General features: G+C 44.7%; 16 protein-coding genes. 7 read left to right on the plus strand and 9 right to left on the minus strand.

Annotation, left to right across the window (positions count from 1 at the left end; translation table 11 throughout):
• Position 1 precedes the first annotated feature (1 nt).
• Both H8B19_RS08300 and H8B19_RS08305 read right to left on the minus strand, forming a co-directional pair.
• Positions 2-1024 carry an AraC family transcriptional regulator gene (locus H8B19_RS08300; RefSeq protein WP_186506334.1) on the minus strand — a complete coding sequence of 341 codons (1023 nt, stop codon included), beginning with the start codon at positions 1022-1024 and terminating at the stop codon, positions 2-4.
• A 1-nt stretch (position 1025) separates the two neighbouring features.
• A complete protein-coding gene (locus H8B19_RS08305; RefSeq protein ID WP_186506335.1) occupies positions 1026-1925 on the minus strand; it encodes a GGDEF domain-containing protein in 900 nt (299 codons plus the stop codon).
• 315 nt (positions 1926-2240) lie between these two features.
• Here H8B19_RS08305 and H8B19_RS08310 point away from each other — a divergent pair, with 315 nt between their 5' ends.
• From H8B19_RS08310 to H8B19_RS08325, 4 genes are all read left to right on the plus strand, one after another.
• On the plus strand, positions 2241-4937 hold the full coding sequence (locus H8B19_RS08310) for a TonB-dependent receptor (protein ID WP_186506336.1): 2697 nt from the start codon (positions 2241-2243) through the stop codon (positions 4935-4937).
• Positions 4938-5032: 95 nt separating this feature from the next.
• A complete protein-coding gene (locus H8B19_RS08315; protein ID WP_186506337.1) occupies positions 5033-6964 on the plus strand; it encodes a phytase in 1932 nt (643 codons plus the stop codon).
• A gap of 169 nt (positions 6965-7133) precedes the next feature.
• Entirely contained in the window at positions 7134-8858 is a 1725-nt protein-coding gene (locus H8B19_RS08320; RefSeq protein WP_241737538.1) for a M1 family metallopeptidase, read from the plus strand.
• 144 nt (positions 8859-9002) lie between these two features.
• Positions 9003-9470 carry an EVE domain-containing protein gene (locus tag H8B19_RS08325; protein ID WP_186506338.1) on the plus strand — a complete coding sequence of 156 codons (468 nt, stop codon included), beginning with the start codon at positions 9003-9005 and terminating at the stop codon, positions 9468-9470.
• Here the strand turns inward: H8B19_RS08325 and H8B19_RS08330 are convergent.
• A complete protein-coding gene (locus tag H8B19_RS08330) occupies positions 9467-11215 on the minus strand; it encodes a DUF885 domain-containing protein (protein WP_186506339.1) in 1749 nt (582 codons plus the stop codon). The two genes, H8B19_RS08325 and H8B19_RS08330, sit on opposite strands and share 4 nt — an antisense overlap.
• Positions 11216-11343: 128 nt before the next feature.
• Between H8B19_RS08330 and H8B19_RS08335 the strand changes: the two genes are divergently transcribed.
• Positions 11344-12672 (plus strand): ADP-ribosylglycohydrolase family protein, encoded by a 1329-nt coding sequence (locus H8B19_RS08335; RefSeq protein WP_194362673.1) that lies wholly within the window; start codon positions 11344-11346, stop codon positions 12670-12672.
• A 29-nt stretch (positions 12673-12701) separates the two neighbouring features.
• Here the strand turns inward: H8B19_RS08335 and H8B19_RS08340 are convergent, their stop codons facing one another.
• From H8B19_RS08340 to H8B19_RS08350, 3 genes are all read right to left on the minus strand, one after another.
• Positions 12702-14195 carry a dipeptidase gene (locus H8B19_RS08340; protein ID WP_186506340.1) on the minus strand — a complete coding sequence of 498 codons (1494 nt, stop codon included), beginning with the start codon at positions 14193-14195 and terminating at the stop codon, positions 12702-12704.
• Between the two features lie 17 nt (positions 14196-14212).
• Positions 14213-14536 carry a DUF1820 family protein gene (locus tag H8B19_RS08345; RefSeq protein WP_186506341.1) on the minus strand — a complete coding sequence of 108 codons (324 nt, stop codon included), beginning with the start codon at positions 14534-14536 and terminating at the stop codon, positions 14213-14215.
• Between the two features lie 83 nt (positions 14537-14619).
• A complete protein-coding gene (locus H8B19_RS08350; RefSeq protein ID WP_186506342.1) occupies positions 14620-15189 on the minus strand; it encodes a TetR/AcrR family transcriptional regulator in 570 nt (189 codons plus the stop codon).
• Between the two features lie 141 nt (positions 15190-15330).
• Here H8B19_RS08350 and H8B19_RS08355 point away from each other — a divergent pair, with 141 nt between their 5' ends.
• Positions 15331-16986 (plus strand): M28 family peptidase, encoded by a 1656-nt coding sequence (locus H8B19_RS08355; protein ID WP_186506343.1) that lies wholly within the window; start codon positions 15331-15333, stop codon positions 16984-16986.
• 62 nt (positions 16987-17048) lie between these two features.
• On the opposite strand, the gene slmA is transcribed toward H8B19_RS08355, so the two are convergent.
• The 3 genes from slmA to coaBC are packed head-to-tail and all read right to left on the minus strand — an operon-like array spanning position 17049 to position 19302.
• Entirely contained in the window at positions 17049-17639 is a 591-nt protein-coding gene (gene slmA, locus H8B19_RS08360; protein ID WP_186506344.1) for a nucleoid occlusion factor SlmA, read from the minus strand.
• A gap of 15 nt (positions 17640-17654) precedes the next feature.
• Entirely contained in the window at positions 17655-18110 is a 456-nt protein-coding gene (gene dut / locus H8B19_RS08365; protein ID WP_186506345.1) for a dUTP diphosphatase, read from the minus strand.
• Positions 18103-19302, minus strand: a complete 1200-nt coding sequence (gene coaBC / locus H8B19_RS08370; RefSeq protein WP_186506346.1) for a bifunctional phosphopantothenoylcysteine decarboxylase/phosphopantothenate--cysteine ligase CoaBC — start codon at positions 19300-19302, stop codon at positions 18103-18105. Before coaBC ends, dut begins: the two co-directional genes overlap by 8 nt.
• Before the next feature lie 170 nt (positions 19303-19472).
• On the opposite strand from coaBC, the gene radC reads away from it, so the two are divergent.
• Entirely contained in the window at positions 19473-20147 is a 675-nt protein-coding gene (gene radC / locus H8B19_RS08375; protein WP_186506347.1) for a RadC family protein, read from the plus strand.
• Positions 20148-20165: the final 18 nt, after the last annotated feature.

A 20165-nucleotide genomic window follows, 5' to 3' on the forward strand; every position in this document is an offset into this window, starting at 1 on the left:
TTTATTCGGCTCCCAGCCTCAGTTCACTGGGAGTCAGGCCGGTCCATCGCTTCACTGCACGGCGAAAGTTAGTTACATCGCTAAACTGCATCGCCAACGCACTATCTTCATTATTTAGCCCCTGCACTTGCAGCAAATAAAGCGCTTGCTCTGTACCCAGTTCATCCTGCAACTGCTGAAAACGCATACCATGGCTTTTTAATTTGCGTTTAAACGTTGCCGGACTCATATTAAGTCGGTGTGCAATAGTATCCAGCTTACTTGCTGGCAGGCACTGAATTAACTGACGTATCTGTTTCAAAAAGCTCACACCATCCGGTAAATCCTGCAAAGCTTGCTGCATGGCATGCTGTTTTAAGCTGTGGCTGGGTTGTAGGAAAGGTTGGTTTAACCACTGTTTTTCCACACGAATTCGCCAAAATGGCTGCGAAAAGCGCAGTCGCAAACCAATATTTTCCTCATACTCCTGAATATGGCGCGGACGCGCAAAAGGGAAATCCACATAAAACGGAATACGCTTTCCAGCTAACAACTTACTGGCTGCAATTAACGCGGTACTGTAGGTTTCAATAATAAAGGGCCAGTGTTCCCCGCAGCCCAGAGCGTCCCGCACAATAAAATGGCAAAAGTGTTGATCCTGATAACGGCGAATATCCACAAAGGGACACAAAATCATCTGAAAACGCTGCGCTAAACGCAACGCGTCGGATAAATTGCGACTGTGCATCAAAGCGTTGGATACATGTCCGTAGTTGCCGGGAAATAACCGTCTCCCCAGTAAAAAAGCATTATCCTTGCCGTTGGTTTGTGCCTGCACATTAGCCACAAATTTAAAAAACTGCAGCGGGCTGATTTTGCCCTGCCCGGTAACAATATCCTCATAAAAAATACCGGTTCCGCGCATTAAGCGTTGTTTGTTAGCGCCGCGACTTATTGCAATATCCAGCAAGCTGGCAACCAACTGATGTGCCGGTAAAAACTTATCGTCACTAAACAAACTTTGTTTTAGCGCAGCCCGTTGCATATCAGGCCTGCTTGACCAAATCCAACTGACGATTAACCCGGTTGATCAGCGGCTCTACGTCATCGTTATTACGTGATTCATCTGCAGCAAAAGTGAGCTTATGAAAAACCGCATCACCATTGTCACTGGTTTTAAATGACCAGTGACGCACCGCCTGACAGATTTCATCAGCCAGCTCTCGCGCCTTGTCCAGCCCGGTATCAGGCAATAACAAAATAAAACGATCTCCTGCATAACGGCACAATAAATCGGTTTTACGCAGATTAATTAAAATCAGCTCTGCTACTTCACGTAGTACTCTGTCACCATCGTGATGACCATAGGTGCGGTTAAACTGGTCGAAATTATCAATATCCATGATCACCACCGAGAAGGCGCTGTCTTGTTTGGTCCGCAACTGCAAATCGATTTGATCACGCATATAATCCGCGCGGTACAAAGAGGTAATAAAATCCACCTGCTGATGTTCTCGCTGGTGCGCTTCGCGTCTTTGTAACTGGCGGTTTAAGGTTAATTGTTCCTGATGCCACTGATACAAGGCATAAGTCATGATAAACATACCAATACCAGCGGGAATTGACTCTATCAGGCTTAGAAACGCCGCTGCATTGTTGTAATGCTCAAATTTATCAAAAAAATCCAGTAGTGCTGAAAACATAAAAAAGCACAAACCCAGCACCAAAGCACTGGTGACTTTTCCTGGCGGACGACTGACCAGCAAAAAGAAAATCCACACAAAGGACAACAGCGCCACACTGCCCTCACCCAGTACGTCCAGCCAGGCAATTTCCGCCCATGTTTTTAACTGACCAAGGCCAAAACTAAGACTAATGGCCAGACACAAAAATCCGCCAAAAATTGAAATTAAGGTTTGATGCCTCAACAAAAGTGAATAGTTCATTACTCACACTCTGATTATTTAACTAACGCTAATGCTCGCACAGCCTGTTCCACGCGACAGGGTCATTTTGGCTCAGCAATATGACAACGAAGTGACCAAACACCACATTGAATTAACCTGTGTTAACGCAACAGGCTTGAAAACCGGGTCTTATACCGGGGGTCAAATCGGCTCATCATGTGCGTAAAAGTGCTTAAAATCAGTGAAATATAAGGTAAGTGAGTAAAACTAAATTTAATTCGTCATAAAAGCGTCATCAGAAATTTTTAGCGTGCGTGCAGCATTCATTTGGCACAACACAAACGAGAGACGCACATGAAAACGTTTAAAACTTCTATCGCGCTGGCATGTATCGCAGCCTTGTACGGCGCCCCCGCTTTAGCCCAACAGCAAACCGGCGGTTTACAAGGTGTATTAAGCGATCCTTCACATCAAACTTATTTCGAAGGCGCACAGATTAAAATCAAAGAGCTGAATCAAAGCACCGTGTCACGTCGCGATGGTTCATTCCGCTTCTCACAGTTACCAGAGGGCGACTACACCCTGTTAGTACAGTATCTGGGTGCGCCGGAAATGAGTATCCCGGTAACCATTAGCGCCGGTAAAATTATCAGTAAAGACGTATTGTTAGACGTTGCCAGTACCGAGCTGGAAAATATTGTGGTTTTTGGGCAACGCGCCGGGCAAGCAAGCGCTATCAACCAGCAACGCGTGTCAGAACAAATTAAATCAATTGTGTCGGCTGACGCCATTGGTCAGTTCCCCGATCAAAATGCTGCAGAGGCCTTGCAGCGTTTACCTGGTTTATCGATTGAGCGTGATCAGGGCGAAGGCCGTTTTGTGGGTATTCGTGGTATCGACCCTAACCTCAACAACGTCACCATTAATGGTGTGAACGTACCATCGCCGGAAGCCGGCGTGCGTTCTGTTGCGCTGGATGTTATTCCCTCAGAACTGATTCAGGCTCTGGAAGTATCAAAGTCGGTTAGTGCTGATATGGACGCCGATGCCATTGGTGGCTCCATCGAAGTAAAAAGTGTCAGCGCGTTTGATAAAAGCGACACCACTGCCAGCGTAACACTGCAAAGCAGCTATAACGATTTGCGTGGTGAAATCAGCCCTAAAATGTCGGCCAGTATGACCAAAGTATTTAATGATGATTTTGGTGTGGCAGCGGCCATTTCGTACTTTGATCGCGATTTTGGCTCGGACAATATTGAATCCAATGGTGATGACGAAATCGAACAGCGTTATTACACGATCAACCGTGAGCGCATTGGTGCAGCGGTTAACTTCGATTATCGCCCTGACTTTAACAACCAGTATTATTTACGCACTTTGTACAGCAAATTCGCGGATGATGAATACCGTCAGGCCAATACCTTTACCTTTGACGGTGATGACTCTGAAATCGAACGTGGCAGCAAAGACAGATATGAAAGCCAGCAGATTTTATCGGTAACCGCCGGTGCCGAACACCAGCGTGGTAACTGGACTATTGATTACCAGCTGGCTTACTCAAAAGCCGATGAAGATGAGCCCGATTCTTTGTATTACACCTTTGTAGGTGAAGGCATGGCGATTGATTCCTCTATGCAGGGCCAGATCCCACAAATTACTCAGGATACCGCTGCCACTCAATTACAAAACTACGAACTGGATGAAATCAGTTTCGAGGATAACTATTCAAAAGATACAGAAACCAGTTTTAAAACCGATATTAGTCGTCAGTTTGACTGGGCAGGCACTCCAGTTGAACTGAAATTTGGTGGCAAATACCGCTCAAGAGAAAAACAAACCGATGCCAATATCTTTATTTACGATGGTGATTTTGACGATATTGCCGCCGGAGATTTCGCTGCAGACACGCCTGACTGGGGACTGGGTGATTTTGGTCAGGGTTTAAACCGAGGCGTTATGCGCGACTATTTTAATCAGCATCGCAGCGCATTAGAGCTGGCCGAACTCGACTCAGAGTTAGAATCTAACGGCGCGTCTTATGTGAACAAGGAAGACATTACAGCCTTGTATCTGATGGGTAAATTTGAATTCGACAAACTGCATATCGTTGCTGGTTTACGTTATGAAGATACTGACTTCAGCACCCAGGGTATGCGTGTAGAGTTGATTGAAAACGAACAAACCGATACCGAAGACGTCGTTAATACCGACTGGTCTGCAAAGCGCAGTTACGATTATTTGCTACCAAGTTTTTCTGCACGTTATGAATTCAGCGATAAACTGATAGGTCGTTTTGCCTACAGCGAAACCATTTCACGTCCTAAATTCGAGGATGTAGCAGCCTTCCAGATTATTGAATCAAAAACCGAAGAAGATGATGGCGAGTTTGTAACCGAACGTGAAGCCGAAGTGGGTAACCCACAGCTAAAACCCTACGAGTCAAACAACATTGATATCTCACTGGAATATTATCCTGGCGATATCGGCGTATTGTCGGCGGGTTATTTCTACAAAGACATTAAGAACTTCGTCATTTTTGCAGATGTTGCAGGCAGCAGCGACTGGCAGGGCTACGACGAAGTGATTCAGGCGCAAAATGGTGAAGATGCCAAAGTCATCGGTGTGGAATTGTCATGGGTAAAAACCTTCGAAAATGGGTTATTGCTGAGCGCCAACACCACCCTATCCAGTTCAGATGCCACTACGTTACTGGATGGCGAAGAATACAAAACGTCATTACCCAACCAGTCAGACAAAGTCGGCAATTTAACCATAGGTTACGAGAGCAACCTGCTAAGCCTGCGTTTAAGCATGTCGTATAAAAGTGAAAACTTAGAGGAAATCGACGGCGATTTAATTCGCATGGAACAATCGCATCAGCAACTCGACTTTATGGGCAAATACTTCGTCAATAACAACGTTTATCTGTACCTGAACGCGGTTAATCTGAATAACGAACCCTATTATCACTATTTCGATAACCCCAGCATTAACGCTCAATACGAAGAATATGGTCGCACCATTGAGCTGGGCATTAACTGGCAATTATAAGTAAACGGCTTTAAGGCCAGCCTCGCTGGCCTGTAATTTTTATGACAACGGGTGAACCCTGTTTCAAGGTTAGCCCGTTGGGAGCAAGACTTTTTATGAAACACATCACATCAATTTTAGCGTTGCTGGTTTTATCTGTAAGTGGCTGTGCAAACACCACTCAGACCAATCAGGCACCGCAAACAATTCAGCTTAACACGTTACCCATGCTAATGGGCACATGGCGACAAGCCCCCCCCATCGAACATAATCATCAGCTGTACTGGTTAACTGCCAGCGAGCAAAGTGGCCTGCAAGTGTGGGATCAAACAGGCACATTACTCGGGCAGTTTGCAGGTAACACCGAAAACAGCGACATACGTGTACTGGCTAATCAACATTATGTCATTAGCACAGTTGAGCGCGAATCCGGCGACACCCTGTTGTTAGAGCTTGCCTTGCCACAAGGCGAATTAACCCTGGTAAAACGCATCCGTAATCCACTCGCTGAAGTTGAAGCCTTATGTTTGTATCAGGATCAACAACACAATATTCAACTGTTCAGTGTCGATACGCTGGGTGATGTACAACAACGCGTGGTGTTTAACCAGCAACAGCAGCAATTTACTGATGTGGCAGTACGCCATTTTATTGGAGCCCCCAATATACAAAGCTGCGTGGCAGACGATAACCAACAAACACTGTATCTGGTGGAAGAAAATATCGGAGTATGGCAATACTCAGCCAACCCGGAACGTGATGCCAGTCGTACTTTAATCAGCGCAGTTTCGCCTTTTGGCAACATAAAAGGTGAAGTAAAACATGCCAATTTGTTAGCTAATGGCAACTTATTGATTAGTGCGCCTGAACATAACCAGCTTTGGCTTATCAATCCCACAAATCCAGACGCTGCCAAAGCCTATTCTTTTGTTTTACCTGATGGCTCAACGCCTAAAATCGAAAATGCAGTCACCACTGCATTAAATGGCAAGTTACTCGCAGGTGTATATGACGATGAAACGGGCAATAGTTATCAGGCAAATATCCCGTTAAATCCAATTAAGAACAATAGTTCTAAAACAAAAAATGCTGTGTTTTTAGCTGATAAACAAACAACCCCAGTTTCACGCTTCGGCGATGCGGCAGATGATCCGGCAATCTGGATCAACAAACACAACACCCAGCAAAGTCTGATTTTAGGCACCAACAAAAAACAAGGTTTAATGGTTTACAACCTTGCCGGCGAGCTTAAGCAATCGCTGGATATTGGCCGGGTTAATAATGTGGATGTGCGTTATGGCGTAAGCGTCAATGGCCAGCTAATGGATATCGCCACGGCCAGCAATCGTAGTAATCAACATATCAGTATTTTTAGCATTAACCCGCAAACCGCACAGGTGGCTTTACTTAGCGAAATTGCCACGGATTTAAGCGATATTTATGGTTTGTGCATGTACCAAAGTCAGCAGCAAACATATGTTTTTGTTAATGATACCAATGGCCGTTATCAGCAATATCAACTTGATTTAAATAAGAAAATCACAGCTAAAAAGGTGCGAGAGTTCTCGTTGCCGAGTCAGCCGGAAGGTTGTGTGGCAGATGATCAACATCAACTGTTATACATGGGTGAGGAAGCCATGGGTATCTGGCAAATCAATGCAGAACCTGTACAAACAGATCCACAGCTCATCATTAAAACCAATGACACCTTTGTGGCGGATGTAGAGGGACTGGGGATCTATCTGCTGGACGGCCAACGCTATTTAATCGCCTCCAGCCAGGGTAATGACAGCTACGCTGTGTTTGCACTGGATAAAAACAACCAACATATAGGCAGTTTTACCATTGAGGCCAATATTGCAGCCGGTATCGATGGCACATCAGAAACCGATGGGCTGGATATTACCTCCATCGCTATCGGTAGTCATTATCCTGATGGTTTATTAGTGGTACAGGATGGGCGCAATGTAATGCCAACCCAGCCACAAAACTTTAAGCTGATTAACGCCACTCAGCTTAAGCAACAAATTCTGCACTGGTTAAAATAGTCCCAATTAGGTTCATTAACGCTCAATTGTCGTCCAGCGGTAAATTCAGACCGCTGGACTTGTTTTGCATGTGATAAGATAAATCCTTGTTTTAAGATAATCTCATCTAAAAAATCAAAATAATCAGCTTGTTGCTTAACGCTGTTTTCGTAAGTATCAGGAGTCCACCTTGCTAAAATCAGTTTGTCTTAGTCTTATATCACTGGCACTTGTCAGTTGCGCTTCCACTGAGACCACGCTTTCCATGCCCTTTTCTTCCGACATAAAATCCAGTGCTTATACCATGAAAAGTGGTGGCATCGTGCCTCCTTCTCAGCAAGGGCTTAGCGTGAAGCATGCCGATTTGCACTTTGAAGTTGTGCCTGCCAGTAAAACGCTGATCGGCAAAAGTACATTAACACTGCACAGTGACACTCAGCGCAAAAACTTCTCATTTGATTTAGACCGTGTTTTCACAATCAAATCTGTTGCGGTAAACGGCAAGCCTGTCGATAAAGCAAATTATTCCAATCCCGAAGGCATGGTATTGGTAAACCAGCCGGTATCCGATGACTTTACAGTCACCGTTGAATATCAGGGCATACCACGCGAAGCGGTTAAAGCCCCCTGGGATGGCGGTTTTGTGTGGAGCAAAACACCAGAAGGGGCGGACTGGATAGCCACTGCCGACCAGGGCGAAGGCTGTGATTTATTCTGGCCTTGTATCGATCATCCATTTGGCGAGCCAGAGGTTGCAGATATTTATATCACAGTACCAGCGCCACTGATGGCGGTGTCTAATGGTGTGTTATTGGATCAACAGATCAGCGACACAAAAAATACTTACCACTGGCAAACCCACAACGTAAATACTTACAGTGTGGCGCTCAACATTGGTCCTTTCGAAACACTGGAAGATACTTTCCACAGTGTTTACGGAAACGAATATCCAATTGTTTATTACCACTTACCCGGACATCCACAAAAAGCCAAAAAGCTGTTTGATGAAGTGCCGGTAATGCTTAACTTTTTTGAACGCGTGATTGGTCCCTATCCTTTCACTAACGAAAAAGCCGGATTTGTAGAAACCCCGCATTTAGGCATGGAACACCAAACTATCAATGCATATGGCAATCATTATCGTAAGGACGTGTATGGTTTTGACTGGTTAATGCAACACGAATTTGCCCATGAATGGTTTGCCAACCAATTAACCGCTGATAACTCTGATCATCTGTGGCTGCAGGAAGGTCTGGGCTCTTATATGCAGCCACTGTTTACCCAGTATCTGCAAGGCGACATGGCCTACAAAGCGCGATTATTTGAACAGCGCAAAGCACTGGATAATGACTTTCCGCTGGTACGCAATAAGCTGCTGGCAGTTGAGGAAGTATTTGAAAAAGATCAAGGCCCAGGTGGCGACGTTTACACTAAAGGTTCATTAATACTGCATAGCTTACGTCAGCTAATTGGCGATGAAGCGTTTTTCAAAACTATCCGCATCGCCACGTATGGCAGTGCGGATCCGCAACCGGGTAAATTCAAACCTGTGTTAAGCAATTCAGAAGCCTTTATCAGAATTGCCAATCAGGTGACCGGTCAGGATTTACGCTGGTTCTTCAATGTGTATCTATATTCAGCCAAATTACCTAAATTAAATGTTGAACGCACTGATGGTCAGGTAACACTGAGCTGGCAAGTACCAAATGGTCTGGACTTCCCTATGCCGCTGGAGGTACAAATCAACCAGACAGTGCACAAACTGGATATGCACAAAATACAAACACTGCCAGTCAAACCTAAGGACGTGGTGATAATCGATCCGCAAAGCAAAGTCTTGCGTTACGATCAGGCAATTGATGATTATAAGGCGTTTAAAAGGGAACAAGCAGATAAAAAAGCTGATCAACAATAGTGTATCTATCAAGAAGCCAGCGTAACGCGGGCTTTTTACATATAAACGCAGCTGTAGAAAACCGGGCAATATTGATCTAACAATATTGCCTGTACATCTGTGGGCACTTATTCTGAAATACGCTTGCTTATTAAGGAACACATTATGGCTTACTGGCTTTTTAAATCGGAACCGGATGCGTTTAGTATTGATGATTTAGCAAATCGCCCGAACCAAACTGAGCCGTGGGATGGCATTCGCAACTATCAGGCACGTAACTTTTTACGTGACGATGTTAAAGTCGGAGACCAGTTATTCTTCTACCATTCAAGCTGTAAAGATGTGGGTATTGTCGGGGTCGCAGAAGTCGTAAAAGCCGCCTATGCGGATGATTCGCAGTTTAATCCTGAATCAAAATACTACGACCCCAAATCCAGTCAGGATAACCCGCGCTGGGTAATGGTGGATGTGCAGTTTAAACAAAAATTCAAACGTATTTTGCCTCTGGCAAAAATCAAAGCCATGCCACAAATTACTGAGTTGGGATTAGTTAAAAAAGGTCACCGACTTTCGATTATGCCGGTGACCGAATCAGAGTGGGACAGCCTGTATCAGGCCGCTAATGCGGGTTAATTGGATTTAGTCTGCGCAATAAAACGCTCAATTTGCTGTTCCAGCACATTTAACGGCACCGAGCCATTGGCTAACACCGCATCGTGAAACGCACGTAAATCAAACTTGTTACCTAATTGCTGTTCAGCCTGTTTGCGTAACCGTTTAATGGTCAGCTCACCAATTTTGTATGACAGTGCCTGTGCTGGCCACGAAATGTAACGATCCACCTCAGTATTGATATTGTGTTCAGATAAGGCGGTATTGGCTAACATATAATCCACCGCCTGTTGCCGACTCCAGCCCATTAAATGCATACCGGTATCCACCACCAAACGACACGCCCGCCACATTTCATAGCTTAAACGACCAAAATCATCGTAGGGGTTTTGATACATGCCCGCTTCTTTACCCAAATATTCTGCATATAACCCCCAACCCTCACCAAACGCTGAGATATAACCGTTACGGCGCACTTCGGGCAGGTCAGTCATTTCCTGTGATAAAGAAATTTGTAAATGGTGACCTGGCACCGCTTCGTGCATGGTTAATGCAGTTAAGGCATATAAAGGGCGTTTATCCAGTGCATAGGTATTAACCCAGTAATATCCGGGTTCGTCGTCTTTAGCAGCAGGAATGTAACGCCCTGTGGTGTATTTAGGCGCAATGCTGTCTGGCACCGGCACCACACCATAAGGACGACGCGGTAATTTACCAAATAGTGATGGCAGTTTGGCATCCAAAGTTTTGGCAATGACCGCCGCTTTGGCCATTAACTCATCCGCGGTTTTGGCGTAAAAGCGCGGATCGGTGCGTAAGTAGTGGATAAAATCAGCTAAGTCACCGTCAAATTGTAATTTATCGATAATCGCCTGCATCTCTCCTCGAATGCGTTTCACTTCACTTAAACCGAGCTGATGAATTTGTGCTGGTGTCATCGCAGTAGTGGTATAAAACGCCGTGCGATTTTGATAGAAGGCTTCGCCGTCAGGCCAGTCTTTGGCGGCAATCGAATCACGTGCCGCAGGAATATAGTCCCGACGTAAAAAATCGTAATAGTTTTGATAAGCGACAAATACCTTATTTTGGATGACGTCCCGTGCCTGTTTTTGCAATTTTTGCACTGTGGTTTTATCAAAGCTTTTTGCATCGAATTGCGCAAAAGGGCGGTAATACACACTTTGCTCAGGCGTGGCCGTAATAAAGGCTTTTACGCCCTTTTCATAATCTTTTAATACCGCTTTAGGTTGGGTTAACCCCACTTGCATGCCTTGTTGCATCCAGTGAATTTGCTGACTAAACCAGTCAGGAAACTGGCTAAGTCTGCTTAGGTAATTTTGATAATCTGCGACGTTTTTAAAGCGCGTACTTTGCGGTAAAAATGCCAGTGAGCTGTGAAATCCTGACTCTGATGTCAGCGGCATATAATGCGCGTGGTAACGATATTCATCGATGGCATTTTGCAGTTCGCGCAATTGAAAAGCTTTATTGATTTGTTGCTGTTGCGATAAATCAGCATCAGAAAATTTATTTAACTCAGCCACAAATGCCTGACGTTGCTGATTGTTTTTCGCTAATCCGCTGGCTGAGATATCCGGCAATAGCGCATCATACTGATGTTGACCGTAACTGGTGGCATTAATCGGATTAGCCACCAATTCAAATTGCCAGATTTGTTGCAGAAGCTCACTTAGATTTTGTGACGGGTTTGCTTGCACTGACACACAACACCACATCAATACAAAACCAATTACTCGTTTCATCATATTTTAAAACTTGATTTTACATTTACTGTTAAGGCCATCATAACATCTTATTTTAGAACTTTAGTTCTTGTACATGCCACCTGTAGTTCGTAGAGTTAGGCAAACTCGCCAAATAAAGGATATGTGTTATGTTTCGTGCCCAACATTTATTTGGAACGCTACTTATCCTGTGTAGCCTGCCATTTTCGTCTTACGCGACCAACGACCCCGATAAACCAATATCGATCAACAAGGCAGAATATCAAAAGAAACTCGAGGGCTTCTGGTTAGGTTTAAATATTGCGAACTGGACCGGGCTGGTAACTGAAATGGATAAAGTGGAACCTCCGTTTTATACAAACAAAGACTGGGGAACCGCCGATCAAAAAAACATCTGGGGTAACTATGTACCCCATAGCCGCACAATAGATTTTTATCTGGGTAAAGCATCGGAACCCTGGGGTGCGGACGATGACAGCGATATGGAATATCTCTATCTGGATTTACTTAGCCAGAGTGACAATCCCATGGTCAGCGGGCAACAAATTGCGCAAAGTTGGATTAAACATATTTACACCAATGAAGACGCACCGGTTTCCAACGACACCGGCGAAAAGGAAAACTTTTTGTGGGTATCCAATGAAAGAGCGCTGGAATTAATGCATCAGGGCATAGTACCACCAGCCACCAGCGAGCCTGAAAATAATCCGCACTTTGCCCGTATTGATGCACAACTCACTACCGAGCTATTTGGTTTATTGGCGCCGATGGCACCACAAACCGCATTAAAACTGGCGGAAGTACCTATTCGTACCACAGCTAAAAATGATGCCGCCTGGATAGCGCAGTTTTATGTTGTGATGCATTCGTTAGCGGTGGGTATCGATAATCAGCAACCGATTCAACCTCAGTTAATTTCAGTAGCACAGCAGGCACGAAAGGTTTTACCTGCCGGTTCTTACGCAGCGAAAATGTATGACTTTGTCTGGCGGTCTTACCTCAGCAATCCCGACAAACAGCACTGGGAATTAACCCGCGATGCGATTTATCAGCGTTATCAGGCCAGTTCCCATGACGGCTATACCTACGAAACCTCATTTGATGCAGGCATTAATTTCGCAGCCAGTCTGGTCAGTTTGTTTTATGGCGAAGGCGATTATAAAAAGACGATTCAGATAGGGACATTGGCCGGTTGGGATTCAGACAACCCAACGGCAACATGGGGTGGTTTACTTGGCTTTATTTTAGGAATAGAACAACTGGAAGCGCAGTTCGCTCCGCATTCGTTCTCACATGATTACCATATTCTGCGTACCCGACGTAACTTTGCCGACCATACTCCCAATCACGCAGGAGAAGATAACTTTTCGCTGATGGCAGATCGGACGCTTAAGGTAATAGACAAGGTCGTGCAACAATCTTTAAACGGAACAGTAGATAACCAGCAGCACAGTTGGACATTCGAACAAGGGCAATAATGAAGGGGAGCTTATGCTCCCCTTTTTGTTTATTTTGCCAGTTCGATTAACACCGCGGTGTACATCTTTAAGTTCAGCGATAACTGCTGTTCAGTAATAAACTCATGTTCTGAGTGCCCGGTATACACTGCACCCGGCATCGATGGACCAAAGCTCACCGCATTAGGGAATAAGCGTGAGTTAGTACCACCACCAATCGAAATCGGTTTAGCATCTTTAATCCCGGTGTAATGGGAAAATACATCTATCAAGGTTGGAATTTGTGGTGCACTGGTTTGCACAAACGGGTCACCAATCTGATTTTTATTTTCAGGAACGGTAATACTGTTTTTGTGCGCCCAGTTATTTAATGCAGCGCTGATCTGCTGTTCTAACTGCTGTGCAGTTTTGCCACGTGGACGACGAATATTAATATTTAGCTGTACCCCGTCATCTTGTTGTTTGATCACCGTTGGCTGCACTGTCATTGGTCCCATAAAGTCATCGGCGTAAGCTATATCACCAAATTTTTTACCGTACAAACCTGTACCAAGATTGTCGTTGATGAAATTAACCATGGCACCGGCTGCATTGAACGGCCAGTGTTTCACCGCCAGAATATCCGCCAGATAAGTAATCGCATTTATGCCATCTTCCGGTTTAGAACTATGCGCGGATACACCTAATGCGGTGATGGTTAACTCATCGTTGGTTAAATCAAAGCGGTACTTCATGCCCTGTTGCAAAGCGGCACGTTGTTTTATTTTATCCAGTAACGCCTGATCAGCATGGCCTAATAATACCCTGGCATCTTCAGGAATTTGGCTACCAAAAAAACCACCTTCAAAACGTTTGATATAAGCTTGTTCCGGGGTTTGTGCCAACTGATCGCTGAAGTTAAAGCTTAAGGTACCATAACCTTTTTCCGCAGTTACCGCCGGGTATTCAGCATCAATGGTAATGTTGGTTTGAGGCAAATCATGTTGCTTAACAAATTCAATCAAAGGACCCCAGTCTGATTCTTCCGCCATATAAACATACAGTTCGATACGTTTATTCAGTGCGATTTTCTGATCTTTGATCGCTTTCATTGCATATAAAGCGGTAGAGATAGGCCCTTTATCATCTTCGGTGCCGCGACCTAACAATTTACCGGGTTCAGAGGTTCTGTCCAGTTTAAACGGTGATTGCGCCCACTTTTTAGGGTTAACTGGCTGTACGTCACCATGGGTGATTACACCAACACGCTGCTCACCCTTACCTAAACCAATTCGTACGACATAACCAAAGTCCTCAAAATCGAAGCCCAGAGCTTTGGCTTGTTTCGCCAGTTCCGCTTTAAACGCGATATGCTGCGGATTATCTGTGGCAGATACACCTTCTACTGCCACAGTGTTAAATTGTACTAAATCAGCTAAAGAACTGATCATAGCCTCTTTATAGGTGGCCAGAGCATAATCCGCGGTTTTTTGCGCCTCGGGAGAAACGGCATGAGAAGACAAGGATACAAAAGCCATCATCGCCAGCAAACTGGGTTTAAACATGTGTCGATTCCTAATGGTTATTTTTTGGGGGTATAGACGGGCGTGGGAAATGCCGTCACTTTATCACTCAGCTGTGATATTTTTGCCAGACCCTGTTTGTTTACTTCATCAATACGCAGTACGTTGTGCATCGGGATGTAGGTTCGGGTGACATCGGCAAATTCATCTTTTAATTTCTCATGGGATGGATCCAATACCACACTGGTATGGGTATCCCACACAAAATCACCAATTTCGACAAAACCAAACATACTGCCCTGACAACATTCACGCACAAAAAGCTCGTAACGCTCACCGTTACTTACAAACTGGATCCGAAAGAGTGGTTTTTTCGCAGACATAAAACACTGATTACAAATATAAAAAGGTGATTTTACCCTGTCGGTTGACTCAGTCCAAATGATCTGCCGGTGAAATTGAAGATTTATTTATGTAGTGGCCCCAGCAATGCACGGCATGCCAGTTCCAGTTCGTCGGTACCACCGGCCAAAATTGCATTAACCGCAAACCCTTGTACATAGGATGTTAATTGCAACGCGGTTGATTCAACATTAATTCCAGCCACAACTTGCTGATGCTCAATCGCTTTTTCCAGACAACCAATAAAGCTGATTTGCAGTTGATCGAGATAATGCCGGCCGACATCGCGAATGTGCTGATCATCAAACCCCAGTTCAGTAATTGCCGATATAAGCAAACAGCCCCGTCCATTAATCAAACGGGTATAGGCATTAAAAAACGCTTCAATTGAAGGTAAACCCTGATTGGCCTGCAAATGAGCAATAACGGGGTTGAGAGAGTTTTGCTGATAATGTTCGATAACTTTGTAAAAGAAGGCCAACTTACTGCCAAATTCGATATAAAAACCGCGACGATTAAAGTCAGTACGGGCAATAAGCTCATCCATTACCGCCCCGTGATAGCCATGTTCCAGAAACACACTGGTGGCCTGCTCTAAAACATACTGCAAATTATATAACGCTTTACGAGGCATAATAAAAATCTTTAAGAATTGTTATTCTTAAAGATTAGGTAGTTTACAAATTAAGTCAAGCTGGAATCGATGTGTCAATTAGCTTAAGGTTAGCCACCTGCTTTCGGGCATATTATAAAAATCACTTACATAGGTTAGTTCATGAAAAGAGTATTGCTTACCTCATTAATACTGGTCGGCCTGATGGGCTGTCAGGATGATGTTAAAAACACAACAACTGCTGCCGCACCAAAACCGGTAGCGCCACAGGCTGATGTAAATAAAATTAAAGCCCACATTGAGTTTTTAGCGGATGATTTATTAGAAGGCCGTGATACCGGCAGTCGCGGTCACGAAATTGCGGCACGTTATATAGCCTCGCAATTTACCCAACTAAACCTAAAACCTGCAGGTGATGATGGTAGTTATTTGCAACGCATTCCGTTCCGTCAGGCATTTTTGGAACAAGATTCTCCTAAATTGAGTCTGACCACCGCTGAAGGCACGCAACAACTGGAATACCCTAAAGAATATATTACCGGTGCCAGCACCGTCAGTGAGAATTCGGCGGTTGAAGGCAAATTAGTGTTTGTCGGCTACGGCATTATTGCCCCGGAACTAAATCATGACGATTATGCTGATTTAGACGTGGATGGCAAAATTGTGGTGATGTTAACCGGTAAGCCAAAATCCTTCCCCAGCGAAGAAGGCGCGCACTTCGCATCGCGTTATGAAAAAGCACGTTACGCTGCCGAACATGGCGCGATTGGTATGATCACCATTTCTACCCCACTGGGTGAAAAGGTACGTCCTTACCAAAACCTACTGAATTATATCCACACCCCTCGTGTGAGCTGGCTGGATAAAGAAGGCAATCCGCACGGTGCATTCCCACAAATTAAAGATTCTGCCTATTTCAGCAAAGAAGCCGCCGCTAAGTTATTTGCTGGCGCACAAAAGTCGCTGGATGACATTTATGCAGAACTTGAAGACGACAAATCGCCAAAAGGTTTTGCACTGGATGCCAGCATTAACATGAGCAAAACCAGCACACATAAAGCGATTAGCAGCCCGAATGTGGCAGCCGTTTTAACGGGTAGTGATCCTGAATTGCGCAAAGAGTTTGTGGTATACAGCGCCCACTCTGACCACATTGGCATCGCCAAAACCGTTAAAAAAGACAAAATTAATAATGGTGCAATGGATAACGCAACCGGTACCGCCATGTTAATCGAAACCGCTCGCCTCATGAGTCAGGGTCCGGCACCAAAACGTTCAGTACTGTTTTTAGCGGTAACCGGTGAAGAAAAAGGCCTGTTAGGTGCCGATTATTATGCGCATAACCCAACGGTGCCAATTAAAAATATTGTGGCGGATGTGAATCTGGATATGCCAGTTCTAACTTACGAATTCAGCGATATCATTGCTTTTGGCGCTAATCATAGCGACCTGAATGACACAGTGAGCCAGGCAGCGAAAAATGCAGGTTTAACCTTAAGCCCGGATCCTATGCCAGAACAGGCTATTTTCACCCGTTCAGATCACTATGCGTTTGTAAAACAAGGTGTACCATCGGTATTTGTTATTCCCGGTTGGACATCCACCGATCCCAACGTTGATGGTGGCAAAATGTTTAATGAGTTCCTGCATACCAACTATCACAAACCTTCAGATGATATGAGTCAGGACTTTAACTGGAACGCTGCCAAAAAGTTTGCTGAAGTAAACTTAGAAATTGGTACTACCATAGCGAACCAGACTAAACGTCCGGCATGGAACCAGGGTGACTTCTTTGGTGATACTTTTACTAAGAAATAATTGATTGGTTTTACAGATACAAAAAACGCGGCAATAGCCGCGTTTTTTATGCAAAAGATAACTTAAGCAAAAAATTGATTACGGATAAATTTCCACTGCTCGGCGAAACCTTCGGTCGGGCGTTTAGTGAATTCACTGCGCACAAATTTATTAATGCGACCATCGGCATAACACACCAGAATATTGGCCACATGCGCTTCATCAGTCGCCAGCGATTTGCCTTCACGCAATTTACGCTCACGCAAAACCTGACGCAACTGGGTTTCTAAACGTTCAAACAACTGTGCGATACGGTCGCGTAAACGCTCTTGTTCACCCATTAGTGCGTCACCATTAAGAATGCGGGTAATGCCCGGATTTTTTTCCGCAAAACCCAAAAGCAATTGCAGGATCATCTGACAACGTACTGTGGCTTCTTTTTCTTCATCGAGAATTTTATTGATACGCGAAAAAAGCGTTTCTTCAATAAACTCGATCAAGCCTTCAAACATACGTGCTTTACTGGGGAAATGACGATACAACGCCGCTTCAGACACACCTACTTCAGCCGCCAGTTTGGCCGTAGTAATACGCTGACCTGGGTTAGTTTCCAGCATGCTGGCCAATGATTGTAAAATTTGAGCCCGGCGATTTGAGCGTTTTTTAACAGCCATGTGTATTCCCTATTGTTATTGACGACCAGAGGAGCCAAAGCCACCCTGTCCACGTTCACTTTGTGTAAAGTCGTTTACCAGATTAAAACTGGCTTGCACTACAGGCATAAATACTAATTGCGCAATACGGTCACCCGGCTCTACCGTAAACTCAGTATTGCCACGGTTCCACATCGAAACCATCAACGGCCCCTGATAATCAGAGTCGATTAATCCCACCAAATTGCCTAAGACTATGCCGTGTTTATGCCCCAAACCTGAGCGCGGTAAAATAGTCGCACACAAGTTTGCATCACCAATATAAATAGAGATGCCGGTGGGAATTAAATGGGTTTCACCCGGTTGCAACGTTAGCGCCTGGTCTAAACAAGCACGTAAATCTAAGCCTGCTGAGCCAGGTGTTGCGTATTCGGGTAACGGAAAGGTATCACCAATTCTGGGATCAAGGATTTTTAAATCAATTTTATGCATTATCGTAGTGTTGATTCATTAGTGTTAATAACTGATACGCCAGCATATCTTTATTATTTTTTGCCAGACGTTGTTGCCCACCGGGCCAGAATATACTCAGAGCGTTATGATCACTGTTAAAACCAATCGATGTATCTGATACATCGTTAGCGGCAATCATATTCAACTTTTTACGTTTAAGTTTGTCTTGAGCATAGTGACTCAGATCATGGGTTTCAGCAGCAAATCCTACCGTAAAAGGAGGTTTAGGTAACGCTGCAACGCTAGCTAGAATATCAGGGTTTTTTACAAAAGTAAGTGACAACTTATCATTGTCTTTCTTAATTTTTTGTGACATGACCTCATCCACACGATAATCCGCCACGGCCGCACAACCAATAAAAACATTATGTTTATCAACCTGTTGCATTACAGCATCATACATTTGCTGCGCTGATTTCACCCCGATAAATTCACAACCTGCAGGCGGATTTAAACGAGTAGGTCCAGAGACTAACGTGACTGTGGCGCCCAGTTTTTGTGCGGCAATGGCTAACGCGTATCCCATTTTCCCCGAGCTGTGATTTGATAAATAACGTACCGGATCAATTGCTTCCTGAGTGGGTCCCGCGGTAATCAAAATCGATTTACCCGCCAAAATTTGCGGCTGGTTTTGCTCAGCCAACGCTTCAACTAACTCGACAGGCTCTAACATTCTGCCCGCGCCAACATCTCCACATGCCTGCTCGCCTTCTGCCGGGCCTAAAATCTGATACCCCCGTTTTGCTAATTCAGCAATGTTTTGCTGAGTTATGGCGGCTTTCCACATTTGTTGATTCATGGCAGGTGCAATAAACACCGGGGCATCGGTAGCTAAACAAATAGTTGATAACAAATCATCCGCCAGACCATGGGTGATTTTAGCAAGGGTATTTGCTGTAGCTGGCGCGATTAACAACATATCAGCCCAGCGCGCCAATTCGATATGTCCCATTGCGGCTTCTGCGGCGGGATCAAGTAAGTCACATGCCACTTCAAAACCGGATACCGCTTGCAAGGATAAGGGACTGACAAATTCCAATGCAGATTTGGTTGCCACTACACGCACATTGGCACCAGCCGCTTTTAATTTACGCACTAAATCAGGACATTTATAAGCGGCAATACCACCACTGATACCCAACAGTACATTTTTATTGGTTAAGGTCGTCATTGATTACTTGGTTATTCTCTTTAAGTTGGTCTACAAATCGCGCTTTGAACGAGAGTAATCTGCCTATCCTGCCAGATCACAACAGGTTTGTTTATGATTTTTATTCTACGCTTGATGTAGTTATTTGCTTCATTCTAAAAACAATTTACTCATCAGAACAGGATGTTTTTGTGAAAATTACCGACTGGCCAGCGGCAGAACGCCCACGAGAAAAGTTACTGCAACAAGGAGCGGAGCGCTTATCCGATGCCGAACTGGTGGCTATATTCTTACGAACCGGCATTACGGGATTAAGTGCAGTCGATTTAGCCAGACAACTCTTAAATCAGTTTGGCAGTTTGCGCCAGATGTTAAATGCCTCTCAACAACAATTTTGCAGTGTGAAAGGCCTGGGGCAAGCTAAATATGTTCAATTGCAGGCTTGTATTGAAATGACCCGCCGCTTCCTGGCCGAATCGCTGCCCGAACGCAAACCACTGCAAAGCGCCTCCGACACGCGCAACTATTTAATTGGCGAATTAAGAGACGAACCCAACGAAGTTTTCGCCATGATATTGCTGGATAACCAACACCGGGTTATTCGTTTTCAACCGGTATTTTTTGGCACCATAGATGCGGCAGCGGTTTACCCCAGAGTGCTGGTAAAACTGGCTCTGGAAACCAACGCAGCGGCGGTAATTTTGGCGCACAACCATCCTTCTGGCATTGCCGAGCCCAGCGAGGCCGATAAACGCATTACCCGCCGAGTTATCGATGCAATGAATCTGGTTGATATCCGTGTCCTGGATCATTTTGTGGTGGGTGATAATCAGGCGGTATCCTTTGCTGAACGAGGATTACTGTAATTTGGCTATAGCCTTATC

The sequence above is a fragment of the Neptunicella marina genome, assembly GCF_014270035.1.
GTDB lineage: Bacteria > Pseudomonadota > Gammaproteobacteria > Enterobacterales > Alteromonadaceae > Neptunicella > Neptunicella marina.